Annotated in this window: 14 protein-coding genes and 4 tRNA genes; 10 read left to right on the plus strand and 8 right to left on the minus strand. The window is 54.2% G+C overall.

What is annotated here, in order from left to right:
* Position 1 precedes the first annotated feature (1 nt).
* The 8 genes from ACFO3I_RS11790 to ACFO3I_RS11825 all read left to right on the plus strand — a co-directional run bounded on the left by ACFO3I_RS11790 (position 2) and on the right by ACFO3I_RS11825 (position 9257).
* Positions 2 to 1045, plus strand: coding sequence for an aldose epimerase family protein (locus ACFO3I_RS11790; protein ID WP_377334184.1), 1044 nt, complete (start codon positions 2 to 4; stop codon positions 1043 to 1045).
* Between the two features lie 70 nt (positions 1046 to 1115).
* A complete protein-coding gene (locus ACFO3I_RS11795; protein WP_377334185.1) occupies positions 1116 to 2057 on the plus strand; it encodes an ABC transporter substrate-binding protein in 942 nt (313 codons plus the stop codon).
* A 10-nt stretch (positions 2058 to 2067) separates the two neighbouring features.
* A complete protein-coding gene (locus ACFO3I_RS11800) occupies positions 2068 to 3606 on the plus strand; it encodes a sugar ABC transporter ATP-binding protein (RefSeq protein WP_377334186.1) in 1539 nt (512 codons plus the stop codon).
* Between the two features lie 17 nt (positions 3607 to 3623).
* The gene (locus ACFO3I_RS11805; RefSeq protein ID WP_377334187.1) at positions 3624 to 4688 is read left to right on the plus strand and encodes an ABC transporter permease; all 1065 of its coding nucleotides are present in this window, start codon (positions 3624 to 3626) and stop codon (positions 4686 to 4688) included.
* Positions 4688 to 5644 (plus strand): galactofuranose ABC transporter, permease protein YjfF, encoded by a 957-nt coding sequence (gene yjfF, locus ACFO3I_RS11810; RefSeq protein WP_377334188.1) that lies wholly within the window; start codon positions 4688 to 4690, stop codon positions 5642 to 5644. Before ACFO3I_RS11805 ends, yjfF begins: the two co-directional genes overlap by 1 nt.
* Positions 5637 to 6575, plus strand: coding sequence for an SMP-30/gluconolactonase/LRE family protein (locus ACFO3I_RS11815; RefSeq protein ID WP_377334189.1), 939 nt, complete (start codon positions 5637 to 5639; stop codon positions 6573 to 6575). Before yjfF ends, ACFO3I_RS11815 begins: the two co-directional genes overlap by 8 nt.
* Positions 6568 to 7566 carry a glycoside hydrolase family 43 protein gene (locus tag ACFO3I_RS11820; RefSeq protein ID WP_377334190.1) on the plus strand — a complete coding sequence of 333 codons (999 nt, stop codon included), beginning with the start codon at positions 6568 to 6570 and terminating at the stop codon, positions 7564 to 7566. Before ACFO3I_RS11815 ends, ACFO3I_RS11820 begins: the two co-directional genes overlap by 8 nt.
* Positions 7567 to 7748: 182 nt before the next feature.
* The gene (locus ACFO3I_RS11825; protein WP_377334191.1) at positions 7749 to 9257 is read left to right on the plus strand and encodes a glycoside hydrolase family 43 protein; all 1509 of its coding nucleotides are present in this window, start codon (positions 7749 to 7751) and stop codon (positions 9255 to 9257) included.
* Positions 9258 to 9387: 130 nt separating this feature from the next.
* Here ACFO3I_RS11825 and ACFO3I_RS11830 read toward each other — a convergent pair.
* The 4 genes from ACFO3I_RS11830 to ACFO3I_RS11845 all read right to left on the minus strand — a co-directional run bounded on the left by ACFO3I_RS11830 (position 9388) and on the right by ACFO3I_RS11845 (position 9809).
* Positions 9388 to 9462, minus strand: a tRNA-Gln gene (locus ACFO3I_RS11830).
* Positions 9463 to 9519: 57 nt separating this feature from the next.
* Positions 9520 to 9594 (minus strand) — tRNA-Gln (locus ACFO3I_RS11835).
* Between the two features lie 28 nt (positions 9595 to 9622).
* Positions 9623 to 9707, minus strand: a tRNA-Leu gene (locus ACFO3I_RS11840).
* A gap of 25 nt (positions 9708 to 9732) precedes the next feature.
* Positions 9733 to 9809, minus strand: a tRNA-Met gene (locus ACFO3I_RS11845).
* A 248-nt stretch (positions 9810 to 10057) separates the two neighbouring features.
* On the opposite strand from ACFO3I_RS11845, the gene ACFO3I_RS11850 reads away from it, so the two are divergent.
* Entirely contained in the window at positions 10058 to 11602 is a 1545-nt protein-coding gene (locus ACFO3I_RS11850; protein WP_377334192.1) for a POT-type proton-dependent oligopeptide transporter, read from the plus strand.
* 18 nt (positions 11603 to 11620) lie between these two features.
* On the opposite strand, the gene ACFO3I_RS11855 is transcribed toward ACFO3I_RS11850, so the two are convergent.
* Positions 11621 to 12550 (minus strand): LysR family transcriptional regulator, encoded by a 930-nt coding sequence (locus ACFO3I_RS11855; protein ID WP_377334193.1) that lies wholly within the window; start codon positions 12548 to 12550, stop codon positions 11621 to 11623.
* 110 nt (positions 12551 to 12660) lie between these two features.
* Between ACFO3I_RS11855 and ACFO3I_RS11860 the strand changes: the two genes are divergently transcribed.
* On the plus strand, positions 12661 to 13830 hold the full coding sequence (locus ACFO3I_RS11860) for an MFS transporter (protein ID WP_377334194.1): 1170 nt from the start codon (positions 12661 to 12663) through the stop codon (positions 13828 to 13830).
* Positions 13831 to 13937: 107 nt separating this feature from the next.
* On the opposite strand, the gene ychF is transcribed toward ACFO3I_RS11860, so the two are convergent.
* The 3 genes from ychF to ACFO3I_RS11875 form a co-directional block, all read right to left on the minus strand.
* Positions 13938 to 15029: a redox-regulated ATPase YchF gene (gene ychF, locus ACFO3I_RS11865; protein WP_377334195.1), complete on the minus strand. Its 1092-nt coding sequence runs from the start codon at positions 15027 to 15029 to the stop codon at positions 13938 to 13940.
* Between the two features lie 72 nt (positions 15030 to 15101).
* Complete coding sequence (gene pth / locus ACFO3I_RS11870; protein ID WP_377334196.1) at positions 15102 to 15695, minus strand: aminoacyl-tRNA hydrolase; 594 nt, start codon at positions 15693 to 15695, stop codon at positions 15102 to 15104.
* Positions 15695 to 16303: a 50S ribosomal protein L25/general stress protein Ctc gene (locus ACFO3I_RS11875; RefSeq protein WP_377334197.1), complete on the minus strand. Its 609-nt coding sequence runs from the start codon at positions 16301 to 16303 to the stop codon at positions 15695 to 15697. Before ACFO3I_RS11875 ends, pth begins: the two co-directional genes overlap by 1 nt.
* Between the last annotated feature and the right edge of the window lie 38 nt (positions 16304 to 16341).

Genomic DNA, 16341 nt, shown 5'->3' on the forward strand with positions numbered 1-16341 from the left:
CATGAGCTTTGTACTGCAGACTGAAACTTTGCAGGTGGCTGCGCTGAAGCAGCCACTGGAGCTGGTTTGGGTGGACACGCCGGCCGGTTACCGTTTTGGTTTTTCTAACCTGGGCGCTGGTTTCTGGTCGGCGCAAATGCCGTCATTTGATGGCAACAGCAAAGTCGAGCTGTTGCAGAATTACCAAAACCCGGCGGAGTTTGCCCGCAACCCGTATTTTTTTGCTGTCTGTATTGGCCGGGTCGCCAACAGGATCCGCCAGGCGCGTTATCCGGCAGAAACAGGCTGGGTCGAATTGCAGGCCAATGAAGGCGAAAAACAATTGCATGGCGGGCCCGATGGCTTTGGCTCGCGCTTTTGGTCATGCCAGACCACAGAGCTTCCGGATGCGGTGCTGGTGGACTACCACCTGCATAGCCCGGACGGCGACCAAGGCTATCCTGGTGCTGTGGATGTTGTGGTGCAGTACAAAGTGCTGGCGAGTGAAGTGCAGCTGAGTTTCAGCGCTGTCAGTTCGGCCGACACACCTCTGAGCCTGACCAATCATGCCTACTGGAATTTGTCCGGCGCTTTGCAAAGCACAGTGCTGACCCAGCAGCTCTGGCTCTCGGCGTCGCATTATCTGGCGCTCGACAGCGACCAGTTGCCGACAGGTGAGGTTCGTGCCGTTAGCGACGTGATGGATTTTCGTATCAGCAAAACCATAGGGCAGGACATTGGTTTAGTGCCTGGTGGTTATGATCATTATTTTGTGCTGAACCAAGGGCGCAGTGCCGAATTACCTGCCGCTATTTTGCGAGACCCGCAATCGGGGCGAACCTTGCAGTTGTTTACCGACCAGCCGGGGATTCAGTTTTACAGCGGAAACTTTCTTGACAGCAGGTTGCCAGGCCAGAATGGCCAGCTGATCCGGCAATACGCTGCCTTATGCCTGGAACCGCATGGCTACCCGGACGCGCCAAACCAGCCGGACTTTCCGTCTGTGCTGCTGCGCAAAGGCGAGACCTACCGGCATCTGACGAGGTTCCGTTTGGGTTACAGCTAAACAATTTAACATCGCACCGGCGCCGCCATAATCAGACTTACAGACGCCGGTTTTAACAGGGGAGACTGTGATGAATTTTAAACTCGTACTGAGCGCTCTGGCGCTGTCTGTCTGTTCCGCCACGGCATGGGCTACCACTGTGGGTTTTGCTCAGGTGGGCTCTGAAAGTGGCTGGCGTACCCAGTTTTCTGAATCGGTCAAAGCCGAAGCCGCCAAGCGGGGCATTGAGCTGAAGTTTGCCGACGCCCAGCAAAAACAAGAAAACCAGATTAAAGCGGTCAGAAGCTTTATCGCACAGCGGGTGGACGCTATTTTGCTCGCTCCTGTGGTGGAGACCGGCTGGATGCCAGTGCTGCGTGAAGCCAAGCGGGCGCGTATTCCGGTGATTATTCTTGACCGCAATGTGGCGCTGAACGACGACTCCTTGTACGTCACCCGTATTGCCTCCGATTTTACCGAAGAGGGCCGCATCGCGGCGCGCTGGCTGATGCAGCAAAGCAAAGGCCAGTGCAGCATTATCGAACTGCAGGGCACTGTTGGGGCCACGGCGGCTATTGACCGCGCCAAAGGCTTTAACGAAGTGCTGGCGCAGTACCCTGACGCCAAAATTGTGCGTAGCCAGACCGCCGAATTTACCCGCGCCAAAGGCAAAGAAGTGATGGAGTCTTTGCTCAAAGCTGAAAACGGCGGCAAAGGCATTTGTGCCTTGTGGGCCCATAACGATGAAATGGCGCTCGGCGCTATTCAGGCCATTAAAGAAGCGGGCCTGGCGCCAGGCAAAGATATGTGGGTGGTGTCGGTGGACGGCGTGCCGGATTATTTTAAAGCCATGGCCGATGGTGATGCCAATGCCACAGTCGAGCTGAACCCGCATCTGGGAGGCCCGGCTTTTGATGTGGTAGGCAAAGTGCTGGACGGCGACAAAGCCATTCCTAAGCTTATCCGCACCACTGGTGGCCTGTTTACCCAGGACACTGCGGCTGCGGAATACGAAAAACGCCGCTTAAACTAAGGAGGCTGCAATGAGTCAGCCTCTGCTGGAACTCAAGGCTATCTGCAAAAGTTTTCCTGGTGTCAAAGCACTGCAAGGCGCCGGCCTGCGGCTCTTTGCCGGTGAAGCCCATGCGCTGCTGGGCGAAAACGGTGCCGGTAAATCCACTTTGGTGAAAGTGATGACTGGGGTGTATCAGCCCGATAGCGGCGCGTTGCAACTGGGCGGCCACAGCTGCCATTTTTCTACCCCTTTGCATGCGCAGCAGGCTGGTATTGCCACTGTGTACCAGGAGGTAAATTTATTACCGAACCTGTCGGTGGCCCATAACCTGTATTTAGGCGCCGAGCCTAAACACTGGGGCCTGATAGACCACAAGCAAATGGCTTTGCAAGCGCGCGAATTGCTGCAAAGTTTTGCGCTGGATATTGATGTCAACATGCCACTGGCCTGCTATTCGATGGCGGTGCAGCAGTTGGTGGCAATAGCCCGTGGTGTGGCGCAACAGGCCAGGGTGTTGGTGCTGGACGAACCCACCGCCAGCCTGGATGCCGGTGAGGTGCAGCAGCTGTTTCGCCTGTTGAATCAGCTCAAGCAGCAGGGCGTGGCCATTGTGTTTATTACCCATTTTCTCGATCAGGTCTATCAGCTGTGTGAACGTATTACTGTGCTGCGTAATGGTGCTTTGGTCGGCGAGTACATGACAAATACGCTGCCAAGGGCGCAGCTGATTGCCGCTATGCTGGGGCGTGAACTGGTGCCGCATCAGGCCTGTGCCGCCAAAGAAAAAGCCAGTTTAGGCATGCCGTTGCTACAAACCCAACAAGCCTGTGCTGCCGCTTCAGTGCAGCAGCTGGATCTGGATTTACCTAAAGGTCAGGCGGTAGGGCTGGCGGGGCTGCTTGGCTCGGGCCGCACCGAAGTCTGCCGTTTATTGTTTGGGCTAGACCCACTGCAGCAAGGCCAAATTCGCTGGAAAGGCCAGCCTCTCAGTCTGAAGCAACCTGCCGATGCGATCGCCGCAGGCATTGCGTTGTGCCCGGAAGACCGCAAAACCGAAGGCATTATTGCGCCTTTATCCATTCGGGAAAATATTCAGCTGGCGCTGCAGGCTAAACAAGGCTGGTGGCGCCCTATCAGTAAACACAAAGCGCAACAGCTCGCACAGCTGTATATCGACAAACTGCAGATTGCCACGCCGGACGCCGACAAGCCGATAGGCCAGCTCAGTGGCGGTAATCAGCAAAAAGTCATTCTGGCGCGTTGGTTGGCGGTTCAACCTGAGCTGTTGTTATTGGATGAACCCACCCGCGGTATTGATATTGGTGCCCATGCCGAAATTTTGCAGCTAATTCATGAGTTGTGCGAGCAGGGTATGTCCTTGCTGGTGACGTCCTCAGAACTGGAGGAGCTGGTGGCTTTTGCCCATAAGGTGGTGGTGCTGCGTGACCGTCAAAAAGTGGCGGAGCTGACGGCTGAGCAAATCCGGCCCGACGCCATTATGGCGGCTATTGCCGGTATAGCACCGTCGGCGCGGACGTCGCCAGTTGGGCAGGGAGCGCAGGCATGAGCAGTGGAGAATGCCCCATGAATGAAACAAAAACGCCGCCGCTGGATGCTGCCAAAGCGGCCCGTTACAGCAAAGGCCACTCGACCCGAAGCTGGCAACAGTGGTTGTGGCCAGTCGCAGCCCTGGGCTTGCTGTTGTTGGTGAACTTAGTGATAGACCCGGCGTTTTTTAGCCTGCAGTGGCAGGATGGCCGGCTCTATGGGCCTTTGATTGATATTGTGAACCGGGCCGCTCCTGTGGCGCTGCTGGCGCTTGGGATGAGCCTGGTGATTGCCACAGGCGGCATTGATTTATCGGTCGGTGCTGTGATGGCGATTTGTGGTGCTGTCTGTGCCAACTTGTTGCTGGCCAGCGGTTGGTCTTTGCCGCTGGTGTTGCTGGCTGCGCTGGCGACGGGTCTGCTGTGTGGTGCACTGAATGGCGTGCTGGTGGCGTATCTGGGCATTCAGCCGATAGTGGCTACCTTGCTGCTGATGGTGGCCGGGCGCGGTGTGGCGCAGCTGTTGAACCAGGGCCAGATTGTCACCTTTCAGAACCCGGATTTTGCTGCGTTGGGCACAGGCGACTGGTTGGGTCTGCCCCTGCCTGTCTGGTTAGTGTTGCTGATGTTAGTGGTGCTGCAGGGGCTGACCCGCAAAACCGCCTTGGGGCTTTTTATTGAAGCCGTGGGCTGCAACAGCAAAGCCAGCCGTTATATGGGCCTGCCGGATCGGCAAATCAAACTGATGGTCTACCTGCTGGCCGGGGCCTGCGCTGCTGTGGCTGGCGTGGTGGCCACCGCCGATATTCAGGGCTCAGACGCCAATAACGCCGGTTTATGGCTGGAGCTGGATGCCATTCTGGCCGTCGTGATCGGTGGCGCGGCGCTGACCGGCGGCCGCTTTAGTTTGCCGCTTTCGGTACTCGGCGCTGTGATTATTCAATGCCTGAGCACCACCATTATTGTCAGTGGCTTGCCGGCCAAATTTAACTTGTTGATCAAAGCCCTGGTGATTTTGGTGGTGCTGTTGCTGCAATCGCCTTTATTCCGCGTTCAGCTCCGTGCCCTGACTGGCCGCTTCAAAGCCAAAGGAGCCTTGTGATGACCTCCCGTTATTTGCCTTTGTATGTCAGCTCTGTACTGTTGCTGCTGTTATTTGCGGTAGGAGCCGCGCAGTTTGATGGCTTTGCCAGCCTGGCCGTGCTGACCAACCTGGTCAGCGACAATGCCTTTTTGCTGGTGACAGCCCTTGGCATGACGCTGGTGATTTTATCCGGTGGTATCGATTTGTCGGTTGGTTCTGTGATTGCGCTGTCTGGCGTCGCTGCGGCTTTGTTGATTGGTCCTTTGGGTTGGCACCCGCTGCTGGCTTTTGCGCTGATTTTGCCCTGTGCTGCGCTCTTTGGTGCAGGCATGGGCGCGCTTATTCACTATTACCAGCTGCAGCCTTTTATTGTTACGCTGGCGGGCATGTTTCTGGCCCGTGGTATCGCGACTTTATTGAGTGAAGAGTCGGTGGCGATTGAGCATCCTTTTTATGATCAGCTGTCTGAATTTGGCCTGAGCCTGCCCGATGGCGGCTGGTTAGGGGCTAGTTCCTTGCTGGCGTTACTGCTGGTGTTGCTGGTGGCGCTGCTGGCGCATAAAAGCCGCTTTGGTGGCCGCATTTATGCACTGGGTGGCAATGCGCAATCGGCCGCGTTAATGGGGGTGCCGGTGGCCCGTACCACTATCCAGTTGTATGCCTTGTCCAGTTTATTGGCGGCAACAGCAGGTTTGCTGTTAAGCCTGTACACCTATTCGGGGTATGCGCTGGCGGCAGTGGGCACTGAGCTGGACGCCATTGCCGCTGTGGTGATTGGCGGTACTTTATTAAGTGGCGGCGTCGGTTTTGTGCTGGGCACCGTGCTTGGCGTGCTGCTGATGGGGCTGATCCAAACCTACATCACCTTTGATGGCAGCTTAAGCAGCTGGTGGAGCAAAATTGTCATTGGCCTGCTGCTGTTTGGTTTTATTGCATTACAAAAAGTATTACAGCGGGGCAAAACACATGGCTGAGCTGAAGTTAGTTGCCAGCTTTCGTCTGGACAATCTGCTGGGTGAAGGCGTGGTCTGGCATCCGCTCAGCCAGAGCCTGTGGTGGACAGATATTCATGGCAAAGCCTTGTATCAGCTGGGCTGGCCGTCACAGCAACTGCAGAAATTTGAGCTGGACGAGCGCATCAGCTGTTTCGCTCACCTGTCAGAAAACGACAGCCTGGCTGCGGAGTTTCCGCTGCTGGTGGCTTTTGCCAGTGGTTTTGCCTTGTATCACCCTGTGACCAAAGCGCGGCGTTGGCTGGCGAGGCCAGAGCTTACGCTGCCAGACAACAGAATGAATGATGGCCGCGTCGACAGGCAGGGGCGGTTTTGGGCTGGCACTATGGTGGAACAGGACCAGGGCCAGCGCGGTACTTTGTATTGTTTAACCCAAACTGGCGCTAAGGCAGTTCTGGCCGGTTTAGCTATTCCCAACGCCTTATGCTGGAGCCCGGACAGCCGTGTGATGTACCACGGCGATTCTCCGACAGGCACCATTCGCCGCTACGCCTTTGATGCAGCAAGCGCGGCTGTCACGGATGGCGAACTCTTTGCTCAAGTGCCACAAGGCGAGCCGGATGGCGCAGTGATAGACGCACAAGGCAACCTCTGGGTCGCACTTTGGGGTGGCAGTGCGCTTGCGCAGTACCAGCAAAATGGTGAGCTGCTGCAGCTGCACCCATTGCCGGTGTCGCAGCCAACCTGCCTCGCTTTTGGTGGGCCTGAGCTGGACCTTATTTTTGTCACTACAGCCCATGTTGGCCTCAGTGCTGAGCAGCGTGCCGCCGAGCCTTTGGCCGGCGCGTTGCTGGTGTACCAGAGCCAGAGCAACGGTTTGCCTGAATCGGCATTGCAGTCACTGCATTGGCAGAAGCTAATGGCCCAGGTTGAGGAGGCTGCCAATGCCTAAGTTGTTTGCAGGACTGATTGCCGTGTTGATGTTTGGCAGTGTTTTAGCCCAAGCTGCCGATGCACCAGTGCTGATCCTAAACCGGGCCGACCCCTGGGTGTACCGTGAGTCTGGCGATTCTTATTATTTCACCGCCTCAGTGCCAGAATTTGACCGTATTGAGCTGCGCCATGCCAGCTCGGTGCAAGGTTTGGCTCAGGCCACACCTAAAGTGGTCTGGCGCAAAAAAGCCAAAGGGCCGATGAGCCTGAATATCTGGGCGCCTGAACTGCACCGGATAAACGGCGCCTGGTACATCTATTTTGCCGCAGGGCAGGTGGAGGAAAGCTTTCATATCCGCACTTACGTGCTGAAAAACACTGCAGCAAACCCACTGCAAGGCGAGTGGCGGGAGCTGGGGCCACTGCAATTGCCCTGGGATAGTTTTAATCTGGACGCCACCCATTTTCAGCACAATGGCCAACACTATCTGGTGTGGGCGCAGCAGGATAAATTAAAAAGCTACAACAGCGCGCTGTGGATAGCGCGGCTAAAAAGCCCGACTGAACTGGCCACAGTCCCTGTGCTGCTGACCGAACCCGTGCTGGACTGGGAGCGCATTGGCTACAAAGTGAATGAAGGCCCGGCTGTGCTGCAAAGCCACGGCAAGGTGTATATCAGCTATTCCGCCAGCGCCACCGACCACAACTATGCCATGGGCCTGTTAACGGCGTCAGCTGATGCCGACCTGCTCGACCCGAGCCACTGGCACAAAGCGGCGCAACCGGTGTTTTACAGCAATGAGCAACTGCAACGTTTTGGCCCAGGTCATAACAGCTTTGTGTTGGATGAAAGTGGTCAGCACTGGCTGATGCTTTACCACGCCCGCAGTTACAAAGACATTCAAGGCAACCCACTGGCTGATGGCAATCGCCACACCCGGCTGCGCCAGTTACCCATTTCCGCAAACGGCGAATTGCAGTTTGGTCAACAGTTACCGGACCGTTGGTGAGCTTCGTTTTGGGGTCAGGTCTTGAATTTTGCATTGAAACGCAAAATACAAGACCTGACCCCTTTTGTTTATTTTTATTAAAATAGTATTGTAATACAAATAAGTTGATCTAATACTTACCCTGACTTTAATTGCAGGCTGCAGCATAGCAGCCGCGTCTTTGAAAACGACAGGGGATAAGTATGAAGACGAAGTTCCAACCTTTGGTGCTGGCGGTCAGCGCCTGCCTGTTTATCGGCTGTGGTGGCGGTGGAGGTGGCTCGACCACACCCACCACGGGCGGCGGCAGCGGAACCCCAACGACACCCACCACACCAACAACTCCGACAGCACCGACAGATGCACCCGGCTTTACTGAAGTATCGGTGCATGACCCGTCAGTGCTGAAAGTCGGCTCGGAGTTTTATATCTTTGGCTCACACCTCGCGGCGGCCAAATCCACCGACCTGATGAAGTGGACCAAAGTGGCGGACGGTGTCAACAATACGAACCCGCTGATCAGCAATGTGCTGACCGAATTAAAAGAAACCTTTGACTGGGCAGAAGCCACCACCTTGTGGGCGACCGATGTGATTCAACTGGCCGATGGCAAGTTCTATATGTACTACAACGCCTGCAAAGGCGATTCGCCGCGCTCAGCCTTGGGTGTGGCGGTAGCCGATTCAGTGGAAGGGCCGTACAAGAACAAACAGATTTTACTGAAGTCCGGCATGTGGGGTGAAGCCAGCCCGGATGGCACTGTGTATGACGCGCAGAAACATCCTAATGTGGTCGACCCGGACGTATTTTTCGATAAAAACGGCCGGCTCTGGATGCTGTATGGCTCTTATTCCGGCGGCCTGTTTATCATGGAGCTGGACAAAGCGACCGGCTTACCGCTGCCGGATCAAGGCTACGGCAAGCATTTAATGGGTGGTAATCACAGCCGGATTGAAGGCGGTTATGTGTTGTACAGCCCAGACACTGACTACTACTACCTGTTTGTCTCCTTCGGCGGCCTGGACGCGGCTGGTGGCTACAACGTGCGGTTGGCGCGCTCCAGTAACCCTGAAGGACCTTATTTTGATGCGCTGGGCAATGATATGGCGTCAGTGAAATCCGATCCGACCAAAGCCTTGTTCGATGACGCCAGCATCGCACCTTATGCCGAAAAGCTGATGGGGAACCACCAGTTTACTGCGCTGACTGGTGAAACAACGGCGCCAGGTTATGTGTCGCCAGGCCATAATTCGGCCTGGTACGACGAAGCGAAAAAGCAGTACTTCCTGATTTTCCACAGCCGCTTTCCTGGCCGTGGTGAGCAGCATGAGGTGCGGGTGCACCAGATGTTTATCAATAGTCAGGGCTGGCCTGTGGTAGCGCCACTGCGGTATGCCCCGCCAGCTGATGCCAGTGTGGCCAGCAGCGCAGTCGCCGGCACCTACCAGCTGATCGACCATGGCAAAGATATTTCTGCCACGGTCAAAACGGCCAGTACGCTTACCCTGAGTGCTGACGGCAAAGTCAGCGGCAGCCAGACCGGCAGCTGGCTGCTTGGCTCCAATCAGCAATTAAAACTGGTGCTGGATGGGACAGGGCAGTTTGATGGTGTGGTGTCGAAGCAATGGCATCAGGGCCGCACGAACTGGGCAGTCACCTTCACGGTATTGTCCGATCAGGGTCGCAGTTTATGGGCGGTGAAAAACCCATAATTTGTTAAAGCAATGCATTGGGGTCAGGTCTTGTATTTTGCATTGAAACGCAAAATACAAGACCTGACCCCTTTTCTTTTTTGGGGAAGCAGAAAAGAAAAAACCCAGCCAAAGGCTGGGTTCTTAATGATGGCAGGGGTGCAGGGATTCGAACCCCAGAATGGCGGGATCAAAACCCGCTGCCTTACCGCTTGGCTACACCCCTACAGTAACTAGGTGACTAATTTGTATGATTTGATGACCATACTGCCACTTAATTAAATGGCAGGGGTGCAGGGATTCGAACCCCAGAATGGCGGGATCAAAACCCGCTGCCTTACCGCTTGGCTACACCCCTGCAGCAAACTGCAGAAATCTTACTTGCTTGGTGCGGAAGAAGAGACTCGAACTCTTACGCCTCGCGGCGCTGGAACCTAAATCCAGTGCGTCTACCAATTTCGCCACTTCCGCATCGGCTTATTGGACGAGGATTAAGTGGTGGCTACAGCGGGAATCGAACCTGCGACCCCAGCATTATGAGTGCTGTGCTCTAACCAGCTGAGCTATGTAGCCACGTTGTCTTAGTCGTCCTAAGCAAGTGGCGCGTATTATGCTCATGCGGTTTTTTTGCGTCAACCGTTTTTTTGCCACAATCTGCTCTGATTCGATCGTTTGCTGATTTTCTGCCCATGTTGCTGCTGTTACAAGCAAAAATGACGGCTTTGAGCGCTTAACTTTTGGTGAATGCTGATTTTTCTTATAGCATCCGGTGCAGTAAAAAAAACCAAGACGCCCTACAGGCGCCAAAAAGAGAAAAGTCCATGAGTACCATCACAGCGCGCTGGCCGCGTTCTATTCCTTTTATTATTGCCAATGAGGCCTGTGAACGCTTCAGCTTCTATGGCATGCGCAATATTCTGACGCCATTCCTGATGACCGCCTTGCTGTTGTCAGTGCCAGAGCATCTGCGCTCAGGTGAAGCCAAAGACGTGTTTCACTCTTTTGTCATTGGCGTGTACTTCTTTCCTTTATTGGGCGGCTGGCTGGCAGACCGTGTGCTGGGCAAGTACCGCACTATTTTATATCTGAGCATTATTTATGTGGTAGGCCATTTGTTTCTGGCGTTGTTTGAGCATAGTAAAGAGGGGTTTTACACAGGGTTGTTTTTAATAGCCCTTGGCTCCGGTGGTATTAAGCCGCTGGTGTCGGCCTTTATGGGCGATCAGTTTGATAAGAGCAATAAGCAGCTGGCGCAAAAAGCCTTTGATATCTTTTATTTCACTATTAACTTCGGCTCCTTCTTTGCGTCCTTACTGATGCCGCTGACCCTGAAGTATTTGGGCGCGGCCTGGGCTTTTGGTATTCCGGGTATGCTGATGGCGCTGGCGGTATTTTGCTTCTGGCTCGGCCGTCACAAGTACGTGCATGTACCGCCAGAGCCAAAAGACCCACACAGTTTTTTAAAAGTGGTGAAAACTGCTTTAGTCAGCAAACAACAAGGCCAGGCTAATCCTGGTTTGTATCTGGCCTTAGTCGGCGGCGCGCTGGCGTTATTTAGTTTAAGTCAGGCACCGACGCTGGGTTTTGTGGCCGCTTTCTGTTTAGCTTTAGTGCTGGTGATGGGCTTTGGTGGTGCGGGAGCTGCACTGCAACTGGAACGTGCCCGTGGTCATCACCCTGATGCTGCCGTGGATGGCGTGCGTTCTGTTTTGCGTATTTTAATTTTATTTGCGCTGGTGACGCCGTTCTGGTCTTTGTTCGACCAAAAGGCCTCCACCTGGATTTTACAGGCCAATGAGATGAGCAAACCGCACTGGTTTGAACCAGCGATGATGCAGGCGCTGAATCCGTTGCTGGTGATGCTGCTGATCCCCTTTAACCATTTAGTGTTATTCCCGCTGTTAGAGCGTGGCGGTTTGCGTATTACGGCGCTGCGCCGGATGGGAGCAGGCATTGCTTTTGCTGGCCTGGCCTGGATAGTGATTGGCTCCGTGCAGCTGATGATGGATGGCGGTACTGTGATGTCCATTGTCTGGCAGGTGCTGCCTTATGCGCTGCTGACCTTTGGTGAAGTGCTGGTGTCGGCCACAGGCTTAGAGTTTGCTTACAGCCAGGCTCCGGCAGCGATGAAAGGCACCATCACCAGTTTCTGGCAGTTGTCGGTCACTGTCGGCAACCTGTGGGTGTTGCTGGCGAACAACAGCATTCGCAGTGAAAGCGTTTTATCTCATGTGGCGGCCACCGGTTTGTCGCAAACCGCCTTCCTGATGTTTTTCTTTGCGGGTTTTGCTTTGTTGGCTGCTGCGGTTTTTGCGCTGTACGCCCGCAGTTACACCATGCTGGATAACTACAGAGCGGCAGTTTAATACAGATGCAGGGCGGCGCTAGGGTGAAGCGCCGCCTTCTGTGTTGGACGCATTGGTCATCTTCTCCACCAGATAATCGACAAAGACCCGCACCCGGGCTGGCATACTCTGACCACCAATAAACACCGCATGAATGGCTTCCCTGTCTTGTGGGTTGTAGTCTTCCAATAGCTCAACCAATTGGCCGCTCGCAAGCAACTGATGCACATGAAAACGTCCGACACGAGTGATCCCCATGCCCAGCAGCGCCAGCTCGACCAAAGTTTCGCCATTGTTCGCCAGCACATTGCCTTTCACTGCCAGCAGGTAGTTCTGCTCCTGTTCCCGAAAAGGCCAGCCAGGTTCCAGCCGGCGGAAACTGAAATCCAGGCAATTGTGCTGCGCCAGATCCCCTGGCGTCTGCGGCACCCCAGCTTGGGCCAGGTACTCAGGTGAAGCCAGAACCACCCGGCCGGTATCCCCTAAACGGCGCGCATGCAGGCCACTATCAGGCAAAGGGCCAAAGCGGATAGCGACATCCACTTGCCCTGCATGCACGTCGCGGATTTGGTCGGATACGTCAATTTCTATCTGGATATCCGGGTAGCGCTGCAAAAACTCTTTGAGCAGCGGCACTATGGTCAGGCGGCTATGCGCCGTGGCGGTGGTGATTTTAATGGTGCCACTGGGACTGCCCCGGCTGGCAATGCTACTTTCGGTATCGTCTAAGTCTTTTAAAATGCGCCGGGCTGCCAGTGCATAGGCTTCACCTTCACTGGTCAGCCGTAGTTTACGGGTACTGCGCACAATCAAGCGCACTCCCAGACGTTTTTCCAGTCGGGTCATCATCCGGCTGACAGCCGAGGGCGTCAGGTCCAATTCACGGGCGGCCGCACTTAAACTGCCGGTACAGGCCACCGACAAAAACGCTTGCATTTCTGCGGTCCGATCCGTCTTTCCAAGGTTCATACCAGGCTCCATTTGTGATTTAAATGCAAAGGTGAATGTACTGGATCCGGCTTTTTCAAAGTTTCTGAATTGTTTATATTCCGCACCGTCACAAATTAGCGAGACTTTGTATGAAAATCAATGTTCCTTTACTGGCCCTGGCATTAGGGGCTTTTGGTATAGGTGTCACCGAATTCTCTCCAATGGGAATGTTAACGGTGATTGCCAATGACCTGGCGGTCTCTATTCCGACTGCGGGTATGCTGATCAGCGCTTACGCTTTTGGTGTGTTAGTCGGCGCGCCTCTGATGACTTTGCTGTTCGCCAATATGAGCCGTCGTAATTTATTGCTGTTGTCTATGGGTATTTTTACGGTCGGCAATTTAATTTCGGCCTTGGCTGACAGCTACAATCTGTTGCTGATTGGCCGGATAGTCACCTCGTTTAATCATGGTGCGTTTTTTGGTGTCGGTTCTGTGGTGGCGATGAGTATAGTGCCGCCAGAAAAACGCTCAGGGGCCGTTGCCGCAATGTTCTCAGGCCTGACCATTGCCACTATTGGTGGGGTGCCGCTGGCGACCTATATCGGCGAAGTGATTGGCTGGCGTCCGGCGTTTTTTGCGATGGCTGTGATTGGTGTGGTGACTATGCTGGCACTGCGGCTGTCATTACCGCCACTGGCCAATGAAGGCAAAGCCAATGTGCGGCAGGAGCTGAAAGTGCTGAGTAAAGGGCCTGTACTGGCCGCGCTGCTGCTGACAGTGGTCAGCTCCAGCTCGATGTTTACTGTGTTTACCTACATAGTGCCGATTTTGCAGGACCAAACTCAGGCTTCGACAGCTTTTGTCACCAGCATGCTGGTGCTGTACGGCGTGGGTCTGGCCGCGGGCAATGTGCTGGGTGGCCGTTTTGCTGACCGCTCACTGGCGGCCACGCTGATTGTGTCTTTAGTGGCAGTGACCATGTTATTAGCACTGTTCTCCATGATCAGTTCGTCGATGTGGCTGGTTGCGCCAGTGATTTTCTTCTGGGGTATCGCTAGCTTCGCTTTGGTGCCACCATTGCAGTCGTTAGTGGTGCAGGAAGCCAAAGAAGCACCAAACCTGGCGGCCTCGATGAATATCGGAGCCTTTAACCTCGGTAATGCGCTGGGTGCTGTGCTGGGCGCCGCTATTATCAAAGCGGGCCTGAGTCTGAACTATGTGCCACTGGCTGGCGCTGCCACGGCACTGACCGGCCTGGTGCTGTGGTTTATGCGCAGCCGCCAGCAGCGTCCTGCCGCAACAACGGTCTGCTGCTAATTAAAAGGGGTCAGGTCTTGTATTTTGCATCGCGATGCAAAATACAAGACCTGACCCCGTCCAAAAAAACCGGACTCGAGGTCCGGTTTTTTATCAAACGAAACGGCTTAGACGTTAAACAGGAAGTGCATCACGTCGCCGTCTTTACAGACGTAGCCTTTACCTTCCACCCGAAGTTTACCGGCATCTTTGGCACCGGCTTCGCCGTTACAGGCGATAAAGTCGTCGAATGACACCACTTGAGCGCGGATAAAACCTTTCTCGAAGTCGGTGTGGATCACGCCTGCCGCTTGTGGTGCAGTGGCGCCAACAGGAATAGTCCAGGCGCGCACTTCTTTCACACCGGCGGTGAAGTAGGTGTGCAGGTTCAGCAGAGAGTAACCACCACGAATGACGCGGTTTAAGCCTGGCTCTGTTAAGCCCATGGATTCTAAGAATTCGGCTTTTTCGTCGTCTTCCAGTTCAGAGATTTCTGATTCAATCGCCGCACAGACCGGCACCACAATAGCGCCTTCTTTAGCGGCGATTTCACGCACCACGTCTAAATGTGGGTTATTTTCAAAGCCGTCTTCCAGCACGTTGGCAATGTACATGGTTGGCTTGATGGTCAGGAAGTTCATGTAAGACACCAGCGCTTTCTGCTCTGGGCTTAATTCCAGCTGGCGTAAGGTCAGGCCTTGTTCCAGGTGGGCTTTGACTTTTTCCAGCACGTCGATTTCAGCTTTGGCGTCTTTGTCACCGGCTTTGGCTTTTTTGCTGACCCGGAAAATGGCTTTTTCTGCGCTGTCCATATCGGCCAATACCAGTTCCATATTGATGGTGTCGATGTCATCCGCCGGGTCCACTTTGTTGGCAACGTGAATGACGTTGTCATCTTCAAAGCAGCGTACCACGTGGCCGATAGCGTCGGTTTCACGGATATTGGCCAGGAATTTATTGCCTAAACCTTCACCTTTGGATGCGCCTTTCACCAGACCAGCGATATCGACGAATTCCATGGTGGTGGGCAGAATACGCTGCGGGTTGACAATAGCAGCCAGCTGGTTCAGACGTGGGTCCGGCACCGGTACTACGCCTGTGTTTGGTTCGATAGTACAAAACGGGAAGTTCGCTGCTTCAATACCTGCTTTGGTCAGTGCATTGAACAGAGTGGATTTACCGACGTTTGGTAAACCAACGATGCCACATTTAAAACCCATGGACGTATTCCTTAAGTGCTGAGCCACAACTGAGTTGGCGCCGTGTTGCAGCGCCCTGTATGCCTAGGGCCCTCAGGCCGTGGCGGTGAAACTGTGTAAACGGTGCTGGGCTTTGACGAGGCCGTCTTTTTGCCACAGCTCGAGGCAGCGCAGGGATTCGTCCAGCGCGTCCTCAATTAATCGTTGTTCGGTTTGTGGGGCTTTACCCAACACATAACCTGTCACTAAATCTTTATGGCCCGGATGGCCAATACCTAAGCGCAGCCGGTAGAAGTTGGCATTATTGTCTAATTTGCTGGTGATGTCTTTTAAACCATTATGACCAGCATGACCGCCACCCAGCTTGAATTTAGCTACGCCTGGCGCTATCGCCATCTCGTCATGCGCAACCAGGATCTGCTCCGGATTGATCTTAAAAAACTGCGCCATCGCGGCCACGGCTTTTCCACTGACATTCATATAGGTCGTGGGGATCAATAACTTCACTTCCTGACCGTTCAGCAAAAATTTGCCGGTCAGTCCGTGGTACTTGGGGTCGGCTTTTAACGGGACGTTATAGCGGCGGGCCAGTTGTTCAACAAACCATTGGCCGGCATTGTGGCGGGTCTTCTCATATTCGGGGCCTGGGTTACCCAGGCCCACGATCAGCTGAACAAAGTCAGACATTACTCAGCAGTTTCTTCCGCTTTACCAGCTGGTTTGTTTACAGAAACAACAGCTTGGTCATGGCCAGCGCCTTTAGCCAGTTCAGCGATAGTGACGCCGGCTGGAACTTTCAGGTCTGACAGGTGCAGAGTTTGACCTACTTCAACGTTTGCCAGGTCAACTTCGATGAACTCAGGCAGGTTCTGTGGCAGCACAGTGATAGCGATTTCGTTGATGTGGTGAGCAACGATACCACCTTTCTTCGCAGCAGCAGCTTCGTTGATGAAGTGTACTGGAACCACAGTGTGCAGTTCATGGCCAGCTTCAACGCGTTGGAAGTCAACGTGCATTACTTTTGGCTTGAACGGGTGACGCTGCATTGCTTTCACGATAGCTTTTACGTCTTCACCGCCAACTTTGATCGTCAGGATGTGAGTGTAGAAACCTTCGTGAGCTTGAGCCTGGATCAGTTTGTTGTGTTCCAGAGTGATAGACAGCGCTTCTTGGTGACCGCCATAGATGATGGCTGGTACTTTATCCGCGTGACGCAGGCGGCGGCTCGCACCTTTCCCCAGGTCTGTACGGACTTCGGCATTTAATACATAAATGTCAGACATTTTAATCTCCAAAATAAAGGTAATCCCAAAACCCGCGACCTGGTTTTGGG

Source organism: Rheinheimera marina (assembly GCF_042654345.1).
Classification (GTDB): Bacteria; Pseudomonadota; Gammaproteobacteria; order Enterobacterales; family Alteromonadaceae; genus Pararheinheimera; species Pararheinheimera marina.

What these genes read in the sequence shown, in the direction of transcription:
- ACFO3I_RS11790 (WP_377334184.1), top strand. Translation starts at nt 2, where the DNA reads ATGAGCTTTGTACTGCAGACTGAAACTTTGCAGGTGGCTGCGCTGAAG.
- ACFO3I_RS11795 (WP_377334185.1), top strand. Translation starts at nt 1,116, where the DNA reads ATGAATTTTAAACTCGTACTGAGCGCTCTGGCGCTGTCTGTCTGTTCC.
- ACFO3I_RS11800 (WP_377334186.1), top strand. Translation starts at nt 2,068, where the DNA reads ATGAGTCAGCCTCTGCTGGAACTCAAGGCTATCTGCAAAAGTTTTCCT.
- ACFO3I_RS11805 (WP_377334187.1), top strand. Translation starts at nt 3,624, where the DNA reads ATGAATGAAACAAAAACGCCGCCGCTGGATGCTGCCAAAGCGGCCCGT.
- yjfF (WP_377334188.1), top strand. Translation starts at nt 4,688, where the DNA reads ATGACCTCCCGTTATTTGCCTTTGTATGTCAGCTCTGTACTGTTGCTG.
- ACFO3I_RS11815 (WP_377334189.1), top strand. Translation starts at nt 5,637, where the DNA reads ATGGCTGAGCTGAAGTTAGTTGCCAGCTTTCGTCTGGACAATCTGCTG.
- ACFO3I_RS11820 (WP_377334190.1), top strand. Translation starts at nt 6,568, where the DNA reads ATGCCTAAGTTGTTTGCAGGACTGATTGCCGTGTTGATGTTTGGCAGT.
- ACFO3I_RS11825 (WP_377334191.1), top strand. Translation starts at nt 7,749, where the DNA reads ATGAAGACGAAGTTCCAACCTTTGGTGCTGGCGGTCAGCGCCTGCCTG.
- ACFO3I_RS11850 (WP_377334192.1), top strand. Translation starts at nt 10,058, where the DNA reads ATGAGTACCATCACAGCGCGCTGGCCGCGTTCTATTCCTTTTATTATT.
- ACFO3I_RS11855 (WP_377334193.1), bottom strand. Translation starts at nt 12,550, where the DNA reads ATGAACCTTGGAAAGACGGATCGGACCGCAGAAATGCAAGCGTTTTTG.
- ACFO3I_RS11860 (WP_377334194.1), top strand. Translation starts at nt 12,661, where the DNA reads ATGAAAATCAATGTTCCTTTACTGGCCCTGGCATTAGGGGCTTTTGGT.
- ychF (WP_377334195.1), bottom strand. Translation starts at nt 15,029, where the DNA reads ATGGGTTTTAAATGTGGCATCGTTGGTTTACCAAACGTCGGTAAATCC.
- pth (WP_377334196.1), bottom strand. Translation starts at nt 15,695, where the DNA reads ATGTCTGACTTTGTTCAGCTGATCGTGGGCCTGGGTAACCCAGGCCCC.